Annotated in this window: 16 protein-coding genes and 1 pseudogene; 7 read left to right on the plus strand and 10 right to left on the minus strand. The window is 34.6% G+C overall.

Annotation, left to right across the window (positions count from 1 at the left end; genetic code table 11):
• Positions 1 to 10: 10 nt before the first annotated feature.
• The 5 genes from ACN0WI_RS02560 to ACN0WI_RS02580 form a co-directional block, all read right to left on the minus strand.
• A complete protein-coding gene (locus ACN0WI_RS02560) occupies positions 11 to 3763 on the minus strand; it encodes a hypothetical protein (protein WP_417885042.1) in 3753 nt (1250 codons plus the stop codon).
• Positions 3764 to 3813: 50 nt separating this feature from the next.
• Positions 3814 to 4476 (minus strand): ATPase, encoded by a 663-nt coding sequence (locus ACN0WI_RS02565; RefSeq protein WP_417885043.1) that lies wholly within the window; start codon positions 4474 to 4476, stop codon positions 3814 to 3816.
• The gene (locus ACN0WI_RS02570; RefSeq protein WP_417885044.1) at positions 4460 to 5179 is read right to left on the minus strand and encodes a hypothetical protein; all 720 of its coding nucleotides are present in this window, start codon (positions 5177 to 5179) and stop codon (positions 4460 to 4462) included. Before ACN0WI_RS02570 ends, ACN0WI_RS02565 begins: the two co-directional genes overlap by 17 nt.
• Positions 5180 to 5182: 3 nt before the next feature.
• A complete protein-coding gene (locus ACN0WI_RS02575; protein ID WP_417885045.1) occupies positions 5183 to 5467 on the minus strand; it encodes a helix-turn-helix domain-containing protein in 285 nt (94 codons plus the stop codon).
• A gap of 251 nt (positions 5468 to 5718) precedes the next feature.
• Positions 5719 to 6552: an RteC domain-containing protein gene (locus ACN0WI_RS02580; RefSeq protein ID WP_417885104.1), complete on the minus strand. Its 834-nt coding sequence runs from the start codon at positions 6550 to 6552 to the stop codon at positions 5719 to 5721.
• Positions 6553 to 6840: 288 nt separating this feature from the next.
• Here ACN0WI_RS02580 and ACN0WI_RS02585 point away from each other — a divergent pair, with 288 nt between their 5' ends.
• The 3 genes from ACN0WI_RS02585 (at position 6841) to ACN0WI_RS02595 (ending at position 8683) form a co-directional block, all read left to right on the plus strand.
• Positions 6841 to 7209: an STAS/SEC14 domain-containing protein gene (locus ACN0WI_RS02585; protein ID WP_417885046.1), complete on the plus strand. Its 369-nt coding sequence runs from the start codon at positions 6841 to 6843 to the stop codon at positions 7207 to 7209.
• A 23-nt stretch (positions 7210 to 7232) separates the two neighbouring features.
• Positions 7233 to 8144, plus strand: a complete 912-nt coding sequence (locus ACN0WI_RS02590; RefSeq protein WP_417885047.1) for a helix-turn-helix domain-containing protein — start codon at positions 7233 to 7235, stop codon at positions 8142 to 8144.
• Between the two features lie 257 nt (positions 8145 to 8401).
• A complete protein-coding gene (locus ACN0WI_RS02595; RefSeq protein ID WP_417885048.1) occupies positions 8402 to 8683 on the plus strand; it encodes a DUF6520 family protein in 282 nt (93 codons plus the stop codon).
• Positions 8684 to 8742: 59 nt separating this feature from the next.
• Here the strand turns inward: ACN0WI_RS02595 and ACN0WI_RS02600 are convergent, their stop codons facing one another.
• Genes ACN0WI_RS02600 through ACN0WI_RS02610 form a run of 3 tightly spaced genes read right to left on the minus strand, consistent with a single transcriptional unit; the run spans position 8743 to position 16008 of the window.
• On the minus strand, positions 8743 to 11619 hold the full coding sequence (locus tag ACN0WI_RS02600; RefSeq protein ID WP_417885049.1) for an insulinase family protein: 2877 nt from the start codon (positions 11617 to 11619) through the stop codon (positions 8743 to 8745).
• On the minus strand, positions 11606 to 13012 hold the full coding sequence (locus ACN0WI_RS02605) for a RagB/SusD family nutrient uptake outer membrane protein (RefSeq protein ID WP_417885050.1): 1407 nt from the start codon (positions 13010 to 13012) through the stop codon (positions 11606 to 11608). Before ACN0WI_RS02605 ends, ACN0WI_RS02600 begins: the two co-directional genes overlap by 14 nt.
• 11 nt (positions 13013 to 13023) lie before the next feature.
• The gene (locus ACN0WI_RS02610) at positions 13024 to 16008 is read right to left on the minus strand and encodes a SusC/RagA family TonB-linked outer membrane protein (protein ID WP_417885051.1); all 2985 of its coding nucleotides are present in this window, start codon (positions 16006 to 16008) and stop codon (positions 13024 to 13026) included.
• A 675-nt stretch (positions 16009 to 16683) separates the two neighbouring features.
• Between ACN0WI_RS02610 and ACN0WI_RS02615 the strand changes: the two genes are divergently transcribed.
• A complete protein-coding gene (locus ACN0WI_RS02615) occupies positions 16684 to 17121 on the plus strand; it encodes a helix-turn-helix domain-containing protein (protein ID WP_417885052.1) in 438 nt (145 codons plus the stop codon).
• A gap of 7 nt (positions 17122 to 17128) precedes the next feature.
• On the opposite strand, the gene ACN0WI_RS02620 is transcribed toward ACN0WI_RS02615, so the two are convergent.
• Positions 17129 to 17353: a hypothetical protein gene (locus ACN0WI_RS02620; protein ID WP_417885053.1), complete on the minus strand. Its 225-nt coding sequence runs from the start codon at positions 17351 to 17353 to the stop codon at positions 17129 to 17131.
• A gap of 329 nt (positions 17354 to 17682) precedes the next feature.
• On the opposite strand from ACN0WI_RS02620, the gene ACN0WI_RS02625 reads away from it, so the two are divergent.
• Complete coding sequence (locus ACN0WI_RS02625; protein WP_417885054.1) at positions 17683 to 19428, plus strand: AAA family ATPase; 1746 nt, start codon at positions 17683 to 17685, stop codon at positions 19426 to 19428.
• Complete coding sequence (locus tag ACN0WI_RS02630) at positions 19421 to 21247, plus strand: ATP-dependent helicase (protein WP_417885055.1); 1827 nt, start codon at positions 19421 to 19423, stop codon at positions 21245 to 21247. The genes ACN0WI_RS02625 and ACN0WI_RS02630 overlap by 8 nt, the downstream gene beginning before the upstream one ends.
• A 129-nt stretch (positions 21248 to 21376) precedes the next feature.
• Here ACN0WI_RS02630 and ACN0WI_RS02635 read toward each other — a convergent pair.
• Positions 21377 to 22569 (minus strand): annotated as a pseudogene (locus ACN0WI_RS02635) (IS3 family transposase).
• A 258-nt stretch (positions 22570 to 22827) separates the two neighbouring features.
• Between ACN0WI_RS02635 and ACN0WI_RS02640 the strand changes: the two are divergent.
• Positions 22828 to 22959, plus strand: a complete 132-nt coding sequence (locus tag ACN0WI_RS02640) for a hypothetical protein (RefSeq protein WP_270058293.1) — start codon at positions 22828 to 22830, stop codon at positions 22957 to 22959.

Genomic DNA, 22959 nt, shown 5'->3' on the forward strand with positions numbered 1-22959 from the left:
ATATGGCATCTTAAAAGTCAGAAGGCCTTATGAATTTTTGCATTCGTTCTTGTTCTGCGTGATTATACTCTGATTGAATTCTCTTTTTTAAAAATGATTTGATTGGAATAATCTCAATCACCATTTTGGATTTTTCGACTATGTCCAGAATCCTTTCCCATCTTCTTGCGTGTAATTCACCCCAATTAACCTCACCCATTTGTACTCCTGGATTTCCTGGCCAATCTATTAGCTTGAAAAATTCTACATTGCTATTCAAATCAAGAAAGAATAGCAGTAGTTCTTCAAAATTTTGATTGAATTGCTTTCTAATTATATCAAATATTACATCAATCTTTTTACGATTTTCTTGATTATGTTTAATATATGATTTCAAGAAATTTAAAGCATTTTTAGACTGATTTACATCCAATTCGTTAAATAATACAGATGCGGAATGACCACCCAAACCAAAATAAGGTTCTGAATCTATTAGAAGTTCGATTACAGCAGATATTTCTATAACTCTATCTAAATTATCCCATATAAATCCAATTCTCAAATTATCATTCCTACGTCCAAAATCATATTTTAAATAGAACAGGTTAAAGAAATCAAACAAGAATTCAGGATAGGATACATAGAGGTTTTTAAATCCTTTCCTTTCATAGTCAAAAGTAAAACTTGTCTTACCTAATGCATATTGTTGAAAATATAGTTTACTAATTAGAGCATAATCATCATTAAGCAGATCAAAGCCGTCCGTATATGGATATTCTGAGGTTCGAATATTAATTCCTTTTTCAATTCTCTGCGATATAATATATAGAATTTCTTTAATAGCATCCTTTTTAACTAAGTTAAACTTTTTATATTCTTGAATGTAGAGATATGCGTTGGAGTCGATGCTCTTAAGAGTAGATTTTAAATTATCGTAATAATTATTATTGACGAAATCAGAAGGAAGTCGTTCAAAGAAGGTCAGTTTCCAATAAATAGAATTCTCACTACTCCAATCTTTTAATACGTTCCAGAGTTTCTTGGCATTTAGTTTTGAGCTTTTTACAATAACATTAATAGTTCGGTAAAGGCATCTAATTTTATAATCATTGTTTAAATATTCCTCTAAAAGTTGCAATCCCAAATCCTCATTTTGCAAAAAATTTTCTTCAAAAATCACCTCTAGTGATCTTTCAATTTGTGAATGATGTTTATCAATTACTGCCTGAGAATTATTTATACAATCAAAAAAAGAAGGGAAATCATTATCTGATTGAAAAGTGAAGTTCTGTTTTAAATCATCTGATTTTACTCTCTCATATTCACGCCAATCTTCAAATTCATATTCCTCTCTGTCCCTGAACCTATTCCAATCCAATTTTCTAAAATCTTTGTAGGCTTTTGTATTAAATGCAGATTCTAATTCATTAAAAATCTCTCCATCAATTCTATTTTCATTTTTTAATGATATTGATAAGTCATTTGCCGAATGAGATTCAATAAATGATTTTGGGGAAAAATTTTCTAGAACAAAAGGTATAAGAAACGACAGGTCATATTCCAATAGCCCGGGAGTTCTTTTTCTATATCCAGGGCGAAAATTATTTATTGATTTTATAACCTTGCTTCGGTAGTTGTCAAATAAAGAGAAGAGCGTTTTCCAAATTGTAGCCCTTAGTAATTCTATTTCTTTAGTTTGAGGTATAGGATAATCGTAAAAGGTAATTGTGTGTTTTCTTCCACCGTGTACTATATGAAATGAATGTTGAAGAAATGTTTCGGAAACAGCAAAAAAAGCTATACAGAAATGCTCTTTTCCTTCGGCAATTCTTGAACACATAAGTTCTATGAATTTACTTTGGCGGGCAAAGCCATATCGTTCATCACGTTCATCAAATAAAAGAGTTTCCCGAATCCTTCGAATGAATTCGGGCAGATGTTCAGGGTTCTTTCTGACATATTCAAATGCTAGTATTACTGCTGGTTCAAAAGATTCAGTTTGATGACGGAAAAATCTGGTTAGAAAATCAAGAGTTTGGTCTTTACTATGTACAAAATCGTTAGTTTCATATTCTGTAAGATAATTTGGATTATCTGGCTCCGGTAGGCTATTTATTTTCTGACTGAAATAACTCAATACATCTTCAGGTTTATAAAACCAAAATTGATCCAAGAAGTTCAAAGTTTTGTTTTTATCATCTTGAACGCTTGCCAAATATTTATCAAGTGAAGGATTTATTTTTAAAAAAACCTTATCATATCCAAAGGAATTATTGGCTGGAATTATTGTATCAGTAAACCTATGTTTGTTATCATCAAAATAGTTAAAAAGTAATTTTTCAAAAGATAGGAGACCATCTTTAATAAAAACCAAGTAGAAAAAGTATGTGGCCATTACCTGTTCAGATATCCTAATGTGGTTGTATTGCACTTCTATTAATTCTTTTTTATGTAATTCCTCTACAGCTTCATTAAATTTATAGTAGTCAATCTCAAAATTCTTTAAAATCGTTTCAATTACCTTTTTATCTTCTCTATTTATTGTGAAAAAGAATGAAATCAAAGCCAACACTTGCATCTGAATCTTATTCTGAAATATATCTAAGTCTGAAGTTACATTTTTAAAATATGTATCATATAGCTCGGTAACATCTCCCGCTAAAAATTCATATTGTTTATCGAGTGCGATTTTAGCACCCATTATTGCTAGTCTTGCATTGCCATCGGATAATTCGACAATTTTCTTCTGATATTTAGAATTCTGTATACCAAACGAATCACTTTCAAGTAATTGAACAATCTCTTCATCTGAAAATTTTGGAATGTCAACTGTTTCATTATCAAAAACAAACGATTCTTTAAGAATGTCTGTTAGGGCATAATTTCTGACAGTTAAAACCAATTTAATTTTCCCTTTTCTAACTTCTTTAAAGACACCAAAAAGTTGTTTTAGGTTTATAAGTTGTCTGTTAGCATCATCTACAAGTAAAATGTAGTCTTTATCCTGTTGTAATTGGATTTTTAAATCTTCGTAGATGTCCACATCCTTTTTAACAATAACATAGGGAGTGTATGAGGTATTCTGCTCTAAAAACTGATCAATTGATTTAAGAGCAATCTTTGTTTTTCCAACTCCTGGGGCTCCAGAAATAATTACGAGGTCTGATTCATTAATCGCATCATTTATCTGTTTTAATTCATTTTCACGATGCAGAAATATGTTATCCAGTGGTGTAGATAAATTATTCGCTTTGTTATTGTATTCTGCTATAAATCCTGAAAGTGTTTGTATTTGTCCTGTTTCTAATTTTATGTCTAAAAATTCTCTAGCGAGTAGGAGGTATTTGGAGAGTATTTCAAGAGCTAGGGTATCGATTCCAATCAATTCCAGTTTTATATGTTTGGATTGAGCATATTCCTGTGTTTTAACCTCTTGAGCAGTATTTAATCTTCCGTTAAAACAAATTATAATTCTGTCTATTTTTTTAGGGGTAACTTTGGTAATTGATTCGTCCAAACACTTATCAATATCCTCTTTCATTTTTTCTGGTAGCGATGAAGATTGTGTTGTGTGTTCAACATACCCTAATTTATTATTAGACAAACGGATAAATGAATCGGGCGTACCTTTTACAGTTTTCTCTTTCCCAAATTGGCTGCCAGTCCGTTCAATACTTGAAAATTCTCGCTCTCTTAGGACTAAGTATGTATCGCAAAGATTTTGAAATCTTGAACTATTTATTTGGTGAAGTCTATTTTCAATCTCTTGAAGTCTACCAGACATAATATTCAATATTTGAAATTAAAGATAGATCCAAGGTAATAAAAACTCTTCTACTTCCTCTTATCTTCAGCTCTTTCATCAAAAGCAATCAAATTAAAAAGTTCACGCATTCGACTTCGAACTCGGTTTCCATATCGTTCTTCAAGTTCATCAGCGTTTAGGTTTGTCGTGGCGTGAGTCTTAATTTTATGTTTGGTTTGTAAATACAGCTCATAACGTGATAGAAGCACTTCTCCCATAACATTTAAATCTTTTCCGTAAAACCTACCGGCGGGTTCTACGCCTAAATCGTCAAAACAAAAGAATTTAGTATTCCCATAATCTTCAATAGTTTTAAAACCCAAATGATTAAAGCTAAAGCTTACATTCCGGCAGGGGATCATCTCATAGGGGCGTTGGAAAGGAACTAAATGGCGAAGCAGCTTCATTAAACTGGTTTTGCCACAACCCACTGGTCCAGAGAGAAGAATTCCTTTTTCTAAATCGATATTAAATTTGTCGCAATACTCACGGTCTTTGATAAAATAAGAGCATAATTTCAAAAGTATCTTTTTATCCTCTTCATAAATCTTGAATCTTTTTCCGAAAAGTAGTTTCCCCTTTGCATTCAGGTAAATCAAGATTTTCGGAAAATCGTATATTATGTTTTTACCGTCAAATTCACCAAGCGAATATTCCACGCCACCTTCGGTTATTTTAGAGGGGTTGTCCATAGTCTTTGTTTTTAGTGGTTCGCAAGTTGTCCCGATTTTGAGACGCTTCTTTTTTGTTTGGCTTGTTTTCTATGCCAAACAATTCGGTTCTATCCATCCAATTTTTGGCTAAAGCCTGCCAATCTCTAATTGCTTTCCCATCGCTTGTTTTCCAATCGCTGGCTTCATAGTGTGCAAAGAATTTTTTTCCTTCATCAGCATTAAAACCTTTTTCAATAAAAAAATCTAAAACGGCCTGCCTGCCCTTTGGCTGTTTAGTATTGTTTACTTGTTTGTTATTGTTTATAGTAGATACCAGTGCTTGTCCACTGGTGGGATGGTACTGGTTCATTACCGGTTCACGTATGGGATGGTACTGTTCCGCAAGTTGTTCTAATTTGGGATCGTAGTGTCCCATAACTGGTTCATCACTTTTACCGATAATGGACATTTTAATTTTACTGCCTTTGTAAGGATTATTCGATGGAAAATAGGTGAGGTAATTCCACGAGTCAAGGTCAGTTATGCAACGATGATAAGTAGATTTCGAACCAATCTTGGCCGCGCGCATCAAATCTCTACGGTTCACAAAAAACTCATCAGCAAAACGGCTACTGTTCCATTCCTGAAACAGTGCCATATAGAGACTGATGTGAGTAGGATTTAGACGGTCATCAAAATAGAACGCTGAAAAAGCCGAATTCAATAGTTTAATGTAGTTCATCACTTAAGAACTTAAATCATGCTGTACACGATTTTCTTCCATCACCTTTTGGATCTCTTCCACATCATAATAAATAATGCCACCTACCTTGGTATAGGGAAGGGTACCATTAATCCGTAAATTTTGAAGTGTTCCCGGGCTTATTTGAAGTAAATCCATCACCTCTGAAGATTTAAGATACTTCTTGATTTTTCCGGAAGATTGTTTGGTTAGGAGATTTTTAATGTCATCGAGCAATTCCATTTTGAATTCTCGAAGATCGTCGGTGGTAATAATACTTGTTGGCATAATAGAACAAATTTTATGGCTTGGAACATTGTATTTGTCTGTTCCTGACCTGGTTTATAATTGTTCTATAAAGTTGAAATTGTTTTATGGAAATAGTTCCCCATATTCTTCGTAGTACGAGAAAATTTAACATTTAATAATTATTGGTAGGAAGTGTTGAAATTTGTGTGTAGGATAGAAGATAGAGAGAACAAATATTCGGTAAATTTAATGCAGGAATGGTTTTTCGTAGTAACGGTTTACTTCGAAGGTTACTTTTCATCATCTTTTCGCATCTTGGCTTCTAGTTTGCTTGCAATTTGATATAGGTATTTGGCCCTAGGATCTTTTCTGGCTTTTATTTCACCGTAAGTCTTGTAAAAATTATCGAGTTTAATGTTAAAGATATCTTCAAAAGCAGAACATAGTGTTTTAAGATCAGTAGTTCCATGATTAATGTCTCCTGCATGATAAAGCGCGTATATCATTTCTACTAAAGAAATCTTTGAGCCGGACCAAACTAATAGATTGGGTTGTCGTTCCCTGAAGTCTCCACTGCTTCCGGGTTGTATCAACTCTAACTTCTCCCGGATATAATGGATGTAACGGTAAAGTGCCTGTACTTTCGACCAAAGCATATCGTGACTGGTCGCAAATTCGGGATTTTGATAATAGTTAATGGTGGGGCTAAAGGAAAAATCCCTTCTGCCTTTCCGACTAAAGAATTCGTAGTCCAGGTAGTTATGGTTTTGTTCCATATAATTCACAAAACTATTATTAGCCGAAAAGAACTTATTTATTTTCTTGATCTCTTTTTCTAAGAATCGGATTTTATGAGATTTCCCCGCTTTTGGCAGCATCAATTCACAAGATCTTACCTCGGTGAAATAAATAAGGTAGCTCATTGGGAGCGGCTTAATATTTCTGAAAAATTCGATCTCCGATTGTATGTTGTCGAAATCCTTCTGATCGACTTGCTTTTGCAGTTTTGATAAAGTTTTAATGCATAAGCTAATGCCATTCTCCGCCTTATTCAAATCGGTTTTTCCTGATTGAATTAAGCTATCGACTCTTTCGCTGAATGTAGACATCGCCTTTTGGAACATGCTGGTAGTAAATGAAAATATATAAAACCGTTGTTGGGCTCTTTTCAAGTTTGGTTTTGTTTAAGAAAATTATACCAGGGACTCTTATTTGGAAATAAATTAGCTTAAATTCTATGATTTTAGATGTTATAAGTGTAAAAAATGCCAAAAATTAATAAAATTCACAAGTTTACTTCCTGAATGTATAAGTGTTTAGTGAATTTTATCTTTTATATTTGAGATATGATAAACTGGTTCTGCCAGATATTCCTTAAAAAAATACCTACTTAACAAAAATATCCCCAAATTATGTTTGAAGGTAAGTACGGCACATATTGGATTAGTGATGGTATTCTATTCGTAGATTATAAGCCTGATCTTATAGTCACCCTAAAAGTAGCCAAAAGAATTACGCGGGACCGGATGGAATTTCAGCAGGACAAGGAATATCCGATTTTTAGTAATTTAGATGGTATTATTGGGTCGCATTCAGAAGCCCGGCACTACCTTGTTCATGAAGGTTCACTGCTCATAAAAGCCCTCGCACTTTATTCTACATCTCCCATTGCTATTCGTCTTACCGAGTTCTATCTCAAAACTCTTAATCACAAAATACCAACTCAGCTATTTCAATATAAAAACAATGCTTTACGCTTTTTAGAACCCTACACCCAGTAAAATATTAATTAAAACCTACTATTATGGAACGTGAATTTAATAGGGTAAATTTACGTGGAATATACCGTATACTTACCGAAATCGCTAAAGGTAATTTTGCCTTTCAAATTAAACGCACTGATCACAAAGATGAGCTTGAAGGTCTTCATGCTTATGCCAATCAAACTTCAGAAGAACTTTATAGAAAGCGGCATCAATTTTTATGGCTAAATAGAAATACGGAAGCTATGCTTATTCGTACAGCGAACTTTCTACTGGATAAAAATTTAAAGGTGATTGATTTTAGCTATAAACATCTTGATCATGTTAAAGTAGATCCAAATACTATTTTAGGTAACACATTTTCTAAGCTACTTGTTAGGAAATTTCAGCCAACCTGGCAGAAAAATATGAAGAAGTTCATAGTGTCCAAAAAACAATCTTTTCACATGCTTCTGGAGTATCATTTTGATGAACTATTACAAATAAATTTATATACGGTTGTCTCGAGATTAACCGGAGTAAAGGAGGGAAAATATATCGTAACATCTTATCTTATGGATACCTCGAAGGATTTTTTCTCAGAATTACCAAGAGATTCCGAAATCAAAACATTTTCAAAATGGGATCAAAAATTATTTCACGAAATCCATATTTATATTGTACAGCATTTGGATGAACCCCCTAAAACTTTAGATCAATTAGCTATGCTTTTTAATACCAATGAATATAAAATTAAAACCGGTTTTAAAGAGATTTTTGGATGCACACCAATGCAATATTATAATCGGCAGCGTATCCGGCAATGCAAAATACTCATTGAAAATACAAGTCTCTCCCTAAAGGAAATTTCCATTAAGATGGGCTTTAGTTCTTATCCCCATTTTTCGAAGAGTTTTAAAAAGGAAACTCATGTAACTCCCAGGTTTTATAAAAAAATCACACGCAATTCATAAAATTTGGATGAATTTATACTGATTTGACATGTTTGCCTCCTTTTTGACTATGTATTTTTTATGATATTTACACTGTTGATGGTCAATGAATTAAAAAAAAATATGGAGTTTTGAAGGATGAAGTTGAGAAACAAAAAGGTATATGCTTTTCTTCATTCCCAGTAACACTCCCAAAATATTATTGCGCGATAATCCAGGTTTGAAGCCGATTACCTGGTTAAACGGCACTATTTATTAACCTAATAAATTATAAAATCATGAAAAAGTTAAAAGTAATTTTACCGATTTTGGCAATCATTTTTGCCATAGGATTGACCTTTGCAACTGTTAGTCCAAAGACTGATCTAAATGTTCAGGCAAATGATTACATTCAGGTAGGGGGCTCCTGGGTTGCTATTCCCGAACAGACCTGTGAAGAAGGTGAGTTTACCTGTCGTGTACAGGATGGGGATAATGGGCCTTACGAGGTTTATGACGAGATGAATGATGACGAGCCAAAAAGTAGTGCATCGCCAGACCCCAATCCTATAGAACTGTAAAAGGTCTTTAATTAAAGAAGAATAGGGCATACCTGAATTAAGGTATGCCTTTTTTTATTTTAATTCATTTGATGATATGCTTCAGGAAGAATAATGAATTGCTGATAATTTTCCTGAGTTAAATATTCTTTAGCAGCTGTGTTCACATCTTCCACATTAATAAAATGCTCCATTAAAGTTCCATATCGTAGTATATTATTGAAATATTGTTTTTTATCTTTAGTGCTTAACATAAGGTATTCCGACCAAAAATCAACATATCCGAATCTGTCAAAATATTTTTCATAGCGATTAAGCTCAGTTTTCATTTCTAATTCTAACCATTGTTTATTAATACCTTGTTGTTTTAATTTTTGAAATTCTTCTAGGGCATACTTAATCATTTTAGTTTCATTTCCCAGTTCGCTGTCAAATTGAATTTTAAAAGCATATAAATTATTCTCTTTATCTAACCATTGCCCACCGCCAAGGGGTGCATAGCATCCTTCACGAAGTCGATCGTAAATACGCTCATATAATGCCTGAGATATTATGTTGATCAAGGCTTTATTCTTTGTAGTATTTTTGATCTTCACTGGGAAATATAATTTTACATAAGCCTGATTTATATTCTTCTCGTATAAGGTTTCCTTCATTTTTTTGAATGGGAAAGCGGCACCTTTTCTTTTTTTATTTTGATTTATAGTGCTAGCCGGGATAACGGATAATTTTTGATTAAGTATGGGGGTGATCGTATCCACCTTAAAATCCCCGGTAATGATAAAAGTAAAATCTGTAAGGTTTTTTGTCCAGGTATTAGCGGCTTCCATAAGGGTGCTTTTATCAATTACTGTAAGATCTTTTAATTGCATTTTTGGGATGTTGGGAAACCATTTAGTTTCAATAGCCTGGTCTATAAAATATGTTGATCCCCTTATCCCAAATCCTTTAAGGTTTTTTGCCGTTGAGGACTTCCATGATTTTATATCTGAGTCTACAAAATTGGGCTGAGTATTTTGAAGAACTATCAAACTTAATAATTCACTAAAATTTTTAGAATTACTTGTGGCAGAAATAATTTGCCAGTCTTTATCTGCCCTATAGTGAAGACTGATTCCTTTGGAATCCTTGAATTTTTCTAATTGAAACCTGGAATAAGGACCTGCACCACTAAAGTTCAACATATCAATAAAAGCCATATTAGAAAGATAATTTTTGCGCTGAAGGGAAGAAGCATCATTGATCTTAAACGCTGTGATATTAATTTGATCTTTAAATGCTGCTGAGGCGGGGTTGGTCGGTTTTAAGATAAGATGTAATCCCTTATTTAACGTCATTCTGGCAACCCCCAGAATGTCCTTTTTAACCTGAACCTTTCTATCGCTGGAAACACTATCTAAGGGATAAAATTTGGATAATGAATTTATTGTTGCGGGAGCAGGGGGGAGTATAGGGATACTCATGGTATCAATTGTTGAGATCAGATGCTTCAGGACATTAAAATTAGGTTTTTGAGCCTTGGGATGCCTGAAAAATAGAAAATCGGTATTTTCAGTAAACTTTGCATATGTGCTTACAAATTTTTGAATGTCTTCAAGACTTGTTTTTTTTATCATCTGCGATAGTAGTTGAGATTCTATGACAGAATTCGGTGCGAGTGTGCCATTCACAAAATGATTAAGATATTTCATGATCAATTCCTGTGAGGATCTATCGCTCCTATTGGTGTATTTCTTCAGCAATTGCGCTTTGATCTTTTGGAATTCATTTTCTGAAAAACCAGTATTAAACCGTTTCCAAAATAGTAATGAAGATTTGATTTTTTCCTCTATTGTATTTTGGTCACCTTGTTCAAAATCAATCATCATTTTTGAGGATGCGATCTGCCCTGCAGCAATACGGTTACGTAAATAATTTACTGAAAGATCGGCATACGGGAGCGCATACTGATTTTTCAGTGCTTCCTGCTTCGCCTGCACGAGCCGCCAATAAAATTCCTGTTGGATCATGAGTTGATAATCCTCTTTGCTCGTTATTTGATCAATAAAATTAGGTTGGTTAAAGAGGATTGCCAATTGTAGGCCAGGGGAGATGGTATCTATCGTAGCAGCAAAGCGATTTTTACCGGAAAGCCTAGCCTTTTGCCTTCTAACCCAATCTTGTGGGTTTTTCGTCTTTTTGGAAGGTTTTAAGTTGGAAAACAGGTCTTTTATCCTCGATTCTATTTTTTCCGGATCAATATCACCCACAATAATAGCAGCTTCTAATTCCGGTTGGTACCAATCATTGTGAAAGCGGATAAAAGCCTGTTTATTGAGATTTTTAGTACTTTGTTTTATTTTATCTAAATCCTGTTCCTTATAGCCTGTCCCTTCTGTGATAAGACTTTTAATTTTATCAGACTTCCATTCTCGATAGGGATTGTTTACTCTCATTTCTCCTAATACGGCTCCCTGCTCGGTTTTTAGGGAGTTTTGATCAAATTTCAGGTCTTGAGCCCAATCCCGTAAGAGTTGCAATCCATTGGCAAGCGCTATGGTATCATCAGAGGCTAATCCAACATTGTAATAGGTATACGTATATCGTGTCCCCGCATGGGCTTTTCGCCCCACTTTTCTAAAATACTCCTTAACCTTAGGGAAATGTGTAGTCTCCTTAAATACGAGGTGCTCCATAAGATGTGCATAGCCTAATTGATCATTCTCTTCATGAAACATGCCTGCTTTGGTGACCAGGTACATTTCAACCTGATTTTTTTCGGTATCATTTTTCCTGATGTAATAGGTAAAGCCATTGTCAAGTTTACCATAATGAACAAGGCTATCCAGGGATAGTTGGTTATCTTGATACGTTGTTTTTGTTTGCCCTGTCAATCCGTATGAAATTAAAAATAGGAGTATTGTCGAGTATGACATTTTAAATGTAAAATCCATAATGTTTGATTTAATACCCTTCATTTTGACTTAGGTTAGGATTTTTTCTTCTTTCTTCTGAAGGAATGGGATATAGGAAATCTGTAGTCTCCCAAAGCGGTTTTATATCAGACAACGTAACACCGGCGTTATCGGTTCTTTGTAGGTCAAACCATCGGTGTCCCCACTCTGCAAAAAGTTCTTTCCTGCGTTCTTCCATGATCAGGTCCAAGAGCTCCTCCTGGGATATATTTGGTTTGGTTTCAGATACAGGGGAAAGCCCTGCTCTTTGCTGGATCATAGCAATGTCTTTAATGGCTTCAGTTAAATTGCCTGTTTGCGCATATGCTTCTGCTCTTATCAGGTATTGTTCTGCAAAACGTAAGACCATTGAATATTCTTCAATCGGAAATTCACTACTGTTCCATATTTTGTATTTATAGGCAAAAAAAGCATCTTCACCTTCATGATAACCTATCCAGTTTTGAAACCTTAAATCCTCTCCTTCAAAAGTTGTTGCAAAAGATGGTCTTAATTTTATACTGGCCAGGAATGAAAATACGGGATGAATAATAAATAAGCTTCCTTCGTTGGTCTGCGTTAATCCTCCACCGCCTCCAATAGGTGATATTTGCCATATAGCTTCCCTACTGTTAGCTAGGAAAACGTCGTTTATGTTATTGAGTAATTCGTAAGTTGATGACGCATCAATAACCATAGCGCTTAGGTCTATGGCTTTTTCCCAATCTTGCAGGAACAAATGAACACGTGCGGAAAGTGCTATTGCTGCATATTTGTTAACCTGTGTTCGCTCACCAGTGGTATATTCAGATGGTAGCAGAGCCATAGCGACTTCAAGGTCATTAACGATTTGCAGGTAGATATCATTTTTGGACATACGGGAAGCCAGTTGGTTCTCCTTATAATTTGTAGTAAGTATTAATGGCAGGTCTCCATAAAGATTTACTAGATAGAAATACGTAAAAGCTCTTATAAATCGAGCTTCCCCCTCTAGTTGATCACTCAATTCAGCAGAAATATTGGAAGAGTTTCCAAGTCCCTCCAGCATGGCATTGGTCATATAGATTATAGAATAGGCACTGGACCATATCGCAAGGTTACTTTCATTATCTGCTAACAGTTCATTATTTTCAAACTGCATACGCGTAAGCACATTCGGATTGATATTTTGTATGTTATCTGCCGATAATCCGGATAAAACGGTAATACTGCTCCTGGATCCACTAGAAAATTCCGCAAGGAATAATTGGTTATATATACCGGTCATGGCGCTTCTTGCCGTGGCATCACTGTTAAATACCTCTTCGCTAACAAGTTTATTATTAGGAGGAGCTACCTCTACAAATTCTTCGCAGGCGCAAAGGTTTAGCAGGCCTATTATTAGGAATCCCTTTAAGATATATGTGTTGATTTTCATTGTATTTTTATTTAAAAGTTAATTTCCAGCCCCCCAGTGATCGATCTTAAATTTCCAATCCCCGAATTTGGTATTTCAGGATCTAAACCTGTAAAATCAGTTAAAGTCCATAGGTTTTGCCCATGCATAAAAAGGCGACAATTTTTAATGGAAATTTGTTTGAGTAAATTTTTGGGGATCTTGTAGCTAAGGGATAATGTTTTTAAACGAAGAAAAGAAGCATCCTCAAAAGGAAAACCGGTATTGATTACATAATTATAGGCCTGGCTTGCCTGGGAAGACTGAGAAATTTTCTGGTATTTACTATCTCCTTCCAAAGCAGATAATACGTCCACAGAACTATTACTGGGTCTTCCTGCGGAAAATAGGGTTTGCCTTCCTTCTTGTTTTACAAATTGCCATAAGAACTGGAGAGAAAAGTTTTTAAATGAAAAGCTATTATTAATCCCTCCATAAAATTGCCGGTTTTGATCCTTGATGATTAATCGGTCTTGATAATCCAAACTTCCATCCTCATTAACATCTTTTACGGTATAAAATCCGGTTTCTGGATCCAGGCCTGTATATTCGTAAAGAAGCGAAATATTCAAAGGATAGCCTATCCTATACGTATTGGCATAAGATGATTGTTCAATATCTGGATAACTTATCAGTTCATTTTTAGGGAAGCTTATATTGAAGGAAGTTTGCCATCTAAAATTGGTAGTTTCAAGATTTTGACTTGTAAGTTCTACTTCCCAGCCCCTGTTTTCTACGGTCGCCGGTAAATTTGCCTGTACGGTGGTAAATCCTGTAATGGCCGGTAGCGGGTATCCTACCAGTTGGTTAGATGATCGATTTTGATAATAGCTCAGGCTGGTATGTAGCTTGTTTTCTATAAAGCCTAGTTCTAAGCCTATTTCTAATTTTTTATTGACTTCCCAGGAATAATTTGGATTGGCCAGCCCTGTAGGATAAAGTCCTCCCGGTCCCGTAGTGGCTTCATAGGCATCTAAATATCCGTAATCGCCTATTTGATCATTCCCAGTAGTTCCGTAACTCCCTCTTAACTTTCCAAAGCTTAAAAGCGGAAGACCGTTTTTAATAACCGGTTCTTCAGTAAAAATCCAGGCTAAACCAATGGCTCCAAAATTGGCAAACCGGTTACTCGGGCCAAATCTGGAAGATCCGTCCCGTCTTCCTGTTAAATTAAGGAAGTATTTTTTATCCCAATTAACACCAAGCCTTGAAAATATAGCACTATAGCGATAATCGTTATTTTCTGTTCTTGCGTTTACAATACTTTCTGCTGCGGCAAGATTTCCTATTAAGGCTTCAGATGCATAGCCTCTACCCTGAAAGTTCTCCAGATGATCTTTATTCTCCTGGAAAGTAGTTCCCAGTAAAGCTTCGATATTTAATTGGTTGATATTGGTATTATAGATAAGTTGCGGTTCGATAATCCATGATGTTCGATTGGTTTTATAATGTGATGAACTATGAATGTTTTCATCGGCAGGGTTGTAAGAACGTTTAGGCTGCTTTCGTAACTCAGTGGCATCATAATAGGTATACCCCATATTGGCTTTTAACTGTAATCCCTGAACCACTTCGTAGGACAAGCTAATATTGGAAATCAAATTATTGGTTTGTGTATTACTTTCATTAAAATACCCCTTAAGAGGATTATCTAAATTTGCCCTTTCCCATTGCTCCCAAGCTAAGGAGCCATCTTCATTAAAAATCTCTGGCGCATTAGGGGGCAAGATTGCCGTTGTGGAATTAAAACCTACATTCCCAACCATTTTATTGGTATCCACCCCATAATTTAATGATAAATTCAGGTTGAATTTTTGATTTTCTGATCGGTGATTCAGGTTTAGATTGCCTGTGATCTTATGATAGTTATAGTCTCCCGGATAGATGGTGCCCTGGGAGAAATAGGAGGTACCAAACCTAAAAGAGGTGGTGTTATTTCCGCCAGAAAAGTTAAGGTTGGCATTGGTGGTTTCAGCAGTGCCACCAAATAAAAAATCCTGCCAATCGGTATACCTGTCCTGATCCCAGACTAGCAAATCATAGGCATTACGTTCGGTTGGTTCAACCCCATCATTTTCGAAAGCCTGTTTTCTTACGGCGAGGTATTGCTGGGTGTTTAATAAATCATACCGCTGGGGTGCTGTAGTAACACCATGATACAGTCTCACATCTAAACCGCTGCCCTGGTTATACCCGATTTTTGTGGTGATAAGGATTACCCCATTGGCCCCTCGTGATCCGTAAATGGCCGTGGCATCGGCATCTTTTAAGATTTCTATACTTTTAATATTGTTAATGTCAAGATTATTAAGGGGATCGATCCCGGTGCTTGACATTAACGAACTACTTTCTATGGGAGTAGGATTAACCGGAACACCGTCAATGATGTATAACGGGTAATTCCCGTCTTCCCGTAAACTGTTTGTTCCGCGAATTCGGATAGTGGCAGCCATTCCCGGGTGGCTACCCCCGGGGGTAATCTCTACACCGGCCATTCTGCCCTGCAAGGCTTGTAGCGGACTAATGACCGGCTGGTTTTCGATTTCCTCGGCCGTAACCCTTGCAATATTTCCTGTGCTTTCCCTTCGGGTGGTATTATAATAGCCGGCATTGATTTGCACTTCGCCCAGGGCGGCGATATTTTCTTCGAGTTGGATGTTGATTACCTCTCGCCCGTCTATGGGTACTTCCCGGGTTTTATAGCCGATATAAGAAAAAACCAAAGTAGCGTTGGCGGGAGCGGTAATCCGATATTCCCCGTCTAAGTTCGTGACCACACCCCGTTTGGTATCTTCTAAAATAATGCTCACGCCCTGGATGGGAAGGCCATTTTGATCTGTTACGGTCCCGGTAATTACTTGTTGTTGCAAGAGCAGGGGAGTAGTGACTGCCGCATGTGCAGCTTTGGGCGGGCATAAGAGTGTCCCACCTATAATTATTAGCGCCACCAATATATGGCGCGAGTAATTATTTTTCATAATTTTACGTGTGATTTAAATGAAACAATGTTTTATTTAAGCTTAAGCCTTCCCCGGCCAGACGCCAATCTCACGGGGAAGAGCTTAGAGCTTAATTCAAATTATCCCTATCCTGATAAAGGAGCAGGGGGCATGACGGCTCCCTATAGCCGAAATTGCAAGAGTAACAATGTTCCCAAAGCCCTTGGCTTTTCCCAACCCACGCTGTAAGAAATAGAGTAACAGCACCCACGGGATGATATAAATTTTAGCCTGTCCCGCAACAAGCTTACCATTAGACATAAGATTAGATCACCAAAACAAATTATTTTGGGTTTGCGGAACTTAAAAAATTGTAGCAAATCACTTTGAAGATTATGAAGAGAGATAACCTATTTTGCGAAAACAAAAAAGGGCGTGGCTCAACTTACCGAATAGAGGTACTGGTATACCTTGGAACAATAAGTTATAAGCTCACGCCCCCGGGGCCGTGAGCATTTCACCTATCATCTCGTTCCTTAAAAAATTACCAGTTTTCTATTCGAGATTCAAAGCGAATGCTTCTAATATTTTTTACTTAAAGAAGTTTCGCAAATATATAAATATCAATCAAATATAATAATTATTTAATACATACTTATAGATATGTGAATAAAATTTATATTTTAACGTAGTTCCTATATTATTAGGACATCTATGGAAATTGAAATTATTATTTCAGAATTGGATTTTTACTTAATTGAAAAAGTTAGGGAATTACGAATAAAATCAAAACCTTACCTTGATCAGGTAACACTAGCTCAAAGGATTGGTGTTTCAGAAGGTTATATAGGTCGAATCGAAAATCCAAAAATTCAGTCAAAATATAATATCAGGATGCTTCATAGAGTTTCCAAAGCTCTGGGTTTAAATTCTTATGATTTGTTGTTTCCCCCAAAATTACTTTCAAACGATTTGGTTAAAATTAGATTGAAGCTTAAAATACAAACAAAAAGAAAACATGAAATAGATGATGCAGGAAATGTTGTGAAAAGATTTGATATTCTCTCTGTTAAACCTTTAAGTGAGAATGAACAAAAAAGATGGAATGCCAAAGACAAGAAAAATAAATTAGACTACTTAAGGATACTATAATTCATTCTTATTTATAAGAATATAAATCCAATTTTTTACCACTTACAAAACTTACCTTATTTACAATTTTATTGCTCTTAGGGTCATATTCCACTTCTACAAAGAATTTTTCTAAAGCATATAAAGCAAATCTTGCTTTTGATTCGAGCCTATAAGTTATAAATTCACCCTGATTGAATAGGGTGCGATATTGCTCTTGCTCTGGTAATAATTTGAATTCGTAGAGGGTCATAACGTTTTTTAAATAGGGGGAATTATCTTTTAGCCATTTGTTTTGCCCAATTTACCTTTATAACTAGTTCAAACGAGGATAAAATAATATTTACTATTTTGGCATTTACGGTTTCCCGTAATTTCCTTTGAATAAATATGGTTAGCTTTATAAAATTGAGTTTATGCCGGGATACTTTTTTATCAAATGGATATTTTAGGCGGGATATAACGAGTTACAAGCAAGCCTTTTTTGAATTTTGACCTTTCAATTTAATACTTAAGCCATTTTATTTTAACAATTGTCAGGTATATACTACTTTTAGGTTGAATAAAGTTGAAAATAAATTGATGGGTATATTATTAAAACAATTAAGAGTTCATGGTTTTAGAGGATTAGATAATTTAGAGGTTGATTTCGATCCCACAACCGTTCTTGTAGGAACTAATAATGCCGGCAAAACTACTCTCTTAAAATCCCTCCAACTTGCGTTATCAAATTCTTTACAAATAACAGATGACGATTTTTTCTTTTCAGAAGAAATTAATAGAGATAAAATAATTATTGATGTTCTATTTATTCCCGTAGATGAGGATAAAAAACAAATTCCAGAATTTGAAGATCTATGGTCATCAGTGTTTACCGAAAACAGAATTGCAATAGATTCAAGTGGTAATCAAATACTTTCTTTCAGAACTATAATTGAAGAAAATTTAATAAGAAAATCATACACTAAAAAACAATATTTAATTGATGAGTGGCCCGATTTTGAAGACGCTCCAAATAGTTTTTGGTACCAACAAGATTATCAAAATTCATTGAATTTTTATTTCGATGAGATTCCATTTTTTTATTTAGATGCTAACAGAGATATACTAGAAGATTTAAAATCCAAAAATTCGTTTCTTGGTAAAATATTATCATCTATTAATTATAATGATGCAGATAAAAAACTTATAGAGGATCTTATAAAAAACTTAAATAAGGAAACAATAGAAAGAAGTGACGTTTTAACGAATATTCATACTGTCTTGGAGGAACTGGATACAGCAATGGACAATCCAAATAATTCAGTTGACATCACGCCATTTACGAAAAAAATTAGGGATTTAAACAAGGGGGTTAAAATTAATTATTCCCAATTTTCCATGGAATATCATGGGATGGGAACAAGAAGTTGGTCCTCCCTTTTAATTTTAAAGGCGTTCATTCTGCAAAACATGAAATTAGCTAATGAGAGTCAAGTCGCCTATTATCCAATTATTGCAATTGAAGAACCTGAATCACATTTACATCCAAACGCTCAAAAAAAATTATATTCTCAAATTAATAATATTATTGGGCAGAAAATAGTAGCCACTCATTCAAGCTATATTGCAGGTAGTTCGCGGCTTAAGGAAATTAGAAGTATAAATAAAACCAACCTGAAAACGACGATAGGAAAATTAGAAGAATCATCGTATACCGCTGAAGATATTCGAAAAATAAACAGACAGGTAATTAATACCAGGGGAGAATTATTCTTTTCGAAATTAGTAATTCTATTTGAGGGAGAAACTGAGGAACAAGCATTACCTATAACTATTGAGAAGCATTTTCAAAAAAGTTCAATAGAATTGGGAGTTGATTTTATTGGAGTTGGTGGTTCCGGTAATTATCTGCCATTTATTAGGTTTTTTGAAACTTTTAATATTCCATATCTTATTTTGAGCGACAATGAAGCTGAGGCGCGAGATTCAGTCGAAAAACAAATAGATAAATCAAAACATCAAGATCTAAACAAGGTAGTATTTTTAGAAGATGGTAATGATTTTGAAAAAGAACTTTGTGAAAACGGATATATCGAGGAAGTGAAAAATGCATATTCCATTCTAAAATTGTCGGAATGTTATAATGATCAACATAGGGATGCAAAAAGAGCTGAATTAGCTCAAATACCAGATGAAGATTATTATGACCTTATCGTAAATTTAAAAACGCAATTCGCACCGATTATAGCGTACGAATTAAATAAGTCCGAAAAGGGCTTACCAGAAAAAATGATAGAGTTATTTGATAAAGTTGACCATATTTTAAATCCATCTACTGATGAATAGAATAAAATTATCGCCAATACAAAAAGATGTAGTAAAATTAGATCAGGGTTCCTATTTAATTTTGGCTAGTGCCGGTAGTGGTAAGACAAGGGTTCTAACCGAGAGGATAAAGAGATTATCTGAATCTCAAGATGGAAAAATTTTGGCTATAACTTTTACAAATAAAGCTGGTGCAGAAATAAAAGAACGATTAGGTGCAGCGGAAAAAATTAAGAAAAATGTATTTGTCGGAACTTTTCATAGTTTTTGCCAATCAATTCTCGAATTGCGATTTAAACATTTAGGCTATAATAAAATGCCCCATATATTCGAAGATGATTCGGACCGACTTGATTTGATAAAACAAGCGATAGAATCAGTACCATTTTTCTTAGAAATTTACAATGATTTAGAACCAAAACAGAAGAATCAGTATACCTACAATGCATTACAATTTATTTCTACTGTAAAGAGAGAACTTTATTCTGCTGACGAATTAGCCGAAGAATCCGGCAATATGGAATATCAGTTTCTGTTTGAAACTTACCAAGACATATTAAAATCAAATAACGCTATTGATTTTGATGACATTATTAGACTTGTATATGAACTTTTTACCAATAACGAACCGATTGCAAACCTTTACAGAAAAGCATATTCATATGTTTGCATTGATGAATGTCAGGATTTAAATAAGCTTCAATATTTTCTACTTAAGGCCCTATGTGGTACTAAAATTAAAAATGTTATGATGGTTGGAGATCCAAATCAATCTATTTATGGATTTAATGGCTCCGCATCCTCATTTATGCAAGAGGATTTCGTAAATGATTTTCACGCTCGAAAAATTAAACTCTATGAAAATTATAGGAGTTCTAAGTCCATAATTGAAGCTTCAAATATTCTAATGGATTTAAAGGTCGAAGCTATAAACTATGTAATAGATGGAATTTTTGAAATTAAAGCAACAGATTCAGAGCTTGAAGAAGCTAATTATGTAATAGATAAGATTAAAGAATTAATAAATTTAGAATCTCATGAAGATATTGAGGGAGAAATAACTTTTGAGAAAATCTCAATTTTAGCTAGGAATAAATTCGTATTTAAATATATAGAGGAGCAACTTGTAAAAGAGGGAATTCCTTATTATTTCAAATCTGGAAATGCTGGAATTAAGTTTAGCTCACGAGAAATGAAGATTTTCGATTTATTTTTTAGAATTAAAATTAATCCTTTAGATAAATTACATTTAAACAGATTAGAAAAGTTATTAGGTATTAGCAATATTTATGATATAGATAATCTTGAAAATTCAAAGTTCCCTATATCAAGGCAAATCTCCCAAATAATTAACGATAGCACTATAGATAATCTTCATTTAAAGATTAATGAATTAAATAATCTATTCCGAGTTTCAGACATTGAGGATAATGAGAAAAAACTTGCATTAGATGAATTAGAGGAATTTTCTAACCAATTTATCCGATATAAAAAGCAAAATTTAAAGCCTACTTTGGAAGGTTTTAAATCAGCTATAGCATTAGGTTTAACCAAAAATAACAATAATAATAACAACGGGGTTTGTCTTAGTACTGTTCACACAATGAAAGGTCAAGAAAGTGAAATTGTATTTTTAATTGGTATGGATGATGGAACCTTTCCTGATTTTAGAGCAATAAATAAAGGCAAGGAGGAATTACAGCAAGAAAAAAATAATACTTACGTTGCCTTCACCAGAGCTAAGAGATTCTTATATGTAACCTATCCTAAAAATAGATTAATGCCATGGGGTGACTATAAATCAAGATCTATTTCTAGATTTCTAAAACCATTGATTTAAAGAAAGCGAATAAGGGCTGTTTATATCATGAGGCGATAGCTCCTTTAACATTATCTAATTACTAAGACCAAACCACATAATTTCGGTAAAGTGGACTTGCAATAAAAAACAGGACTTTAAGTTGAGTGACTATGCTGCTAGTTTTTGATTATAGATATCTATTTCAAATTCTTTAATGGTTCTGTTGCCTAAATAAGAATGTCTTCTTCTGGTATTGTACCAGGTTTCTATCCACTGAAAGATAGGTAACTCTGCCTGTGATCTAAGCTTGTACTTATGCCAATATACCCACTCTACTTTTAGAGATTTAAAAAAGGATTCCGCCACGGCATTGCAGTTTCCTTTCCGACTCATAGATTGTTTTACCAGGCCATTATAGCTTTTAAGTAGATTAGTAAATCTTTGGCTGGCATACTGAATACCTTGGTCTGAATGGAATATCAAAGGTTGTGAGTGTAGTATTTTTAATAGCCATCTGCCAAGCTTTTATAACAGTATCTTCGGTATTTAGGGTATCACTTAAAGCCCATCCTATAACTTTTCTGTTAAATAGATCAATGATCACTGTTAGGTAGCTCCAGCCTTCTTTAGTCTGAACATACGTGATGTCGCTTACCCATACTTGATTAGCTCTGGCTACATTAAAGCATTGGTTCAACAAGTTTGGTGCTGTGGGGTATTTATGATTACTATTAGTGGTCGTCTTAAACTTACGTTTCCTCTTTGCGTATAAATAGTTTGCCTTCATTATGCGAGCTATCCGTGGCTTTGACACCTTAAAACCTAAAGCTTCCAGTTCCGCTTTTATTCTAGGAGCTCCATAGCTCTAGTAACTATCCTCAAATATATCTTTGATTAGTGAAGAGAGCTTCTGATTTTCTTTCCAGAGGGTGCTGGGGCCAGATTTCAACCAGTGGTAATAACCGCTTTTACTCACAGCTAACATAGCGCACATCTTCTCAACAGGAAATTTCATAAGGTGCTGTTTTATGAACCGGTATTTTTGCTGTCGCTCTTGGAGAACCTGCCAGCCGGCAGGCTGGGATGCAAATCGCCTTTTTTAAGATATCCCGTTCCATTTCAGTATCCTTTAGCTGTTTTTTCAAAAGGGCGATCTCCTTTTGTTCATCGGTCATCTTGGGATTCCCCCGACCGGGAAAACTGTTCTTCCCATAGTCCTTTTGTTCTTTACGCCAACGGTAAAGTACTGCGGGTAATATATCCAAGTCCTCACAGACCTGTGCCACACTACCTTTGGCGTAGCTTAATTCTACTGCTTTTTGTTTAAATGCTAAGGTGTAATGTTTTGGTTTTCGTTTCATCTTGGTAAAGATAATAACCAGCAAATTTTAACTCAACTTACCGTCCAGGCTAATATAGTAAGTCCAATAATCAGGAAATCCAGATTTTGGGAACAGAGTTCGATTTAAAAGAATCTCTTTTTATTTCCTATAATTATTACAGGGGTAGTACTTTAAACAAATTAAAAAGCGTGAAATATGTAAGTTTCTTCTAGCTTTTTGTAATTCTACAAATCGCTATTATCAATACCTTTAGCTTTAATAATGAATATTCCTATTATGGCAAAAGAAAATAAAAATACAACTAGAAAAACAGATAAGACAAAACCGCTATTAAGCTTAAAAGAAAAACGCAAGGCAAAAGCAGCAAAGCGCGAAGAGAATAAAAACAATCGCGGAAGAGCCTTATAA

The organism is Zunongwangia sp., from assembly GCF_048269745.1.
Classification (GTDB): Bacteria; Bacteroidota; Bacteroidia; order Flavobacteriales; family Flavobacteriaceae; genus Zunongwangia.

Excerpts from the sequence above, each read along its gene's own strand:
- ACN0WI_RS02585 (WP_417885046.1), top strand. The coding sequence starts at position 6,841 with ATGTTTGAAGGTAAGTACGGCACATATTGGATTAGTGATGGTATTCTA.
- ACN0WI_RS02605 (WP_417885050.1), bottom strand. The coding sequence starts at position 13,012 with ATGAAAATCAACACATATATCTTAAAGGGATTCCTAATAATAGGCCTG.
- ACN0WI_RS02630 (WP_417885055.1), top strand. The coding sequence starts at position 19,421 with ATGAATAGAATAAAATTATCGCCAATACAAAAAGATGTAGTAAAATTA.
- ACN0WI_RS02560 (WP_417885042.1), bottom strand. The coding sequence starts at position 3,763 with ATGTCTGGTAGACTTCAAGAGATTGAAAATAGACTTCACCAAATAAAT.
- ACN0WI_RS02620 (WP_417885053.1), bottom strand. The coding sequence starts at position 17,353 with ATGACCCTCTACGAATTCAAATTATTACCAGAGCAAGAGCAATATCGC.
- ACN0WI_RS02610 (WP_417885051.1), bottom strand. The coding sequence starts at position 16,008 with ATGAAAAATAATTACTCGCGCCATATATTGGTGGCGCTAATAATTATA.
- ACN0WI_RS02570 (WP_417885044.1), bottom strand. The coding sequence starts at position 5,179 with ATGAACTACATTAAACTATTGAATTCGGCTTTTTCAGCGTTCTATTTT.
- ACN0WI_RS02590 (WP_417885047.1), top strand. The coding sequence starts at position 7,233 with ATGGAACGTGAATTTAATAGGGTAAATTTACGTGGAATATACCGTATA.
- ACN0WI_RS02615 (WP_417885052.1), top strand. The coding sequence starts at position 16,684 with ATGGAAATTGAAATTATTATTTCAGAATTGGATTTTTACTTAATTGAA.
- ACN0WI_RS02640 (WP_270058293.1), top strand. The coding sequence starts at position 22,828 with ATGGCAAAAGAAAATAAAAATACAACTAGAAAAACAGATAAGACAAAA.
- ACN0WI_RS02600 (WP_417885049.1), bottom strand. The coding sequence starts at position 11,619 with ATGAAGGGTATTAAATCAAACATTATGGATTTTACATTTAAAATGTCA.
- ACN0WI_RS02575 (WP_417885045.1), bottom strand. The coding sequence starts at position 5,467 with ATGCCAACAAGTATTATTACCACCGACGATCTTCGAGAATTCAAAATG.
- ACN0WI_RS02625 (WP_417885054.1), top strand. The coding sequence starts at position 17,683 with ATGGGTATATTATTAAAACAATTAAGAGTTCATGGTTTTAGAGGATTA.
- ACN0WI_RS02565 (WP_417885043.1), bottom strand. The coding sequence starts at position 4,476 with ATGGACAACCCCTCTAAAATAACCGAAGGTGGCGTGGAATATTCGCTT.
- ACN0WI_RS02580 (WP_417885104.1), bottom strand. The coding sequence starts at position 6,552 with ATGTTCCAAAAGGCGATGTCTACATTCAGCGAAAGAGTCGATAGCTTA.
- ACN0WI_RS02595 (WP_417885048.1), top strand. The coding sequence starts at position 8,402 with ATGAAAAAGTTAAAAGTAATTTTACCGATTTTGGCAATCATTTTTGCC.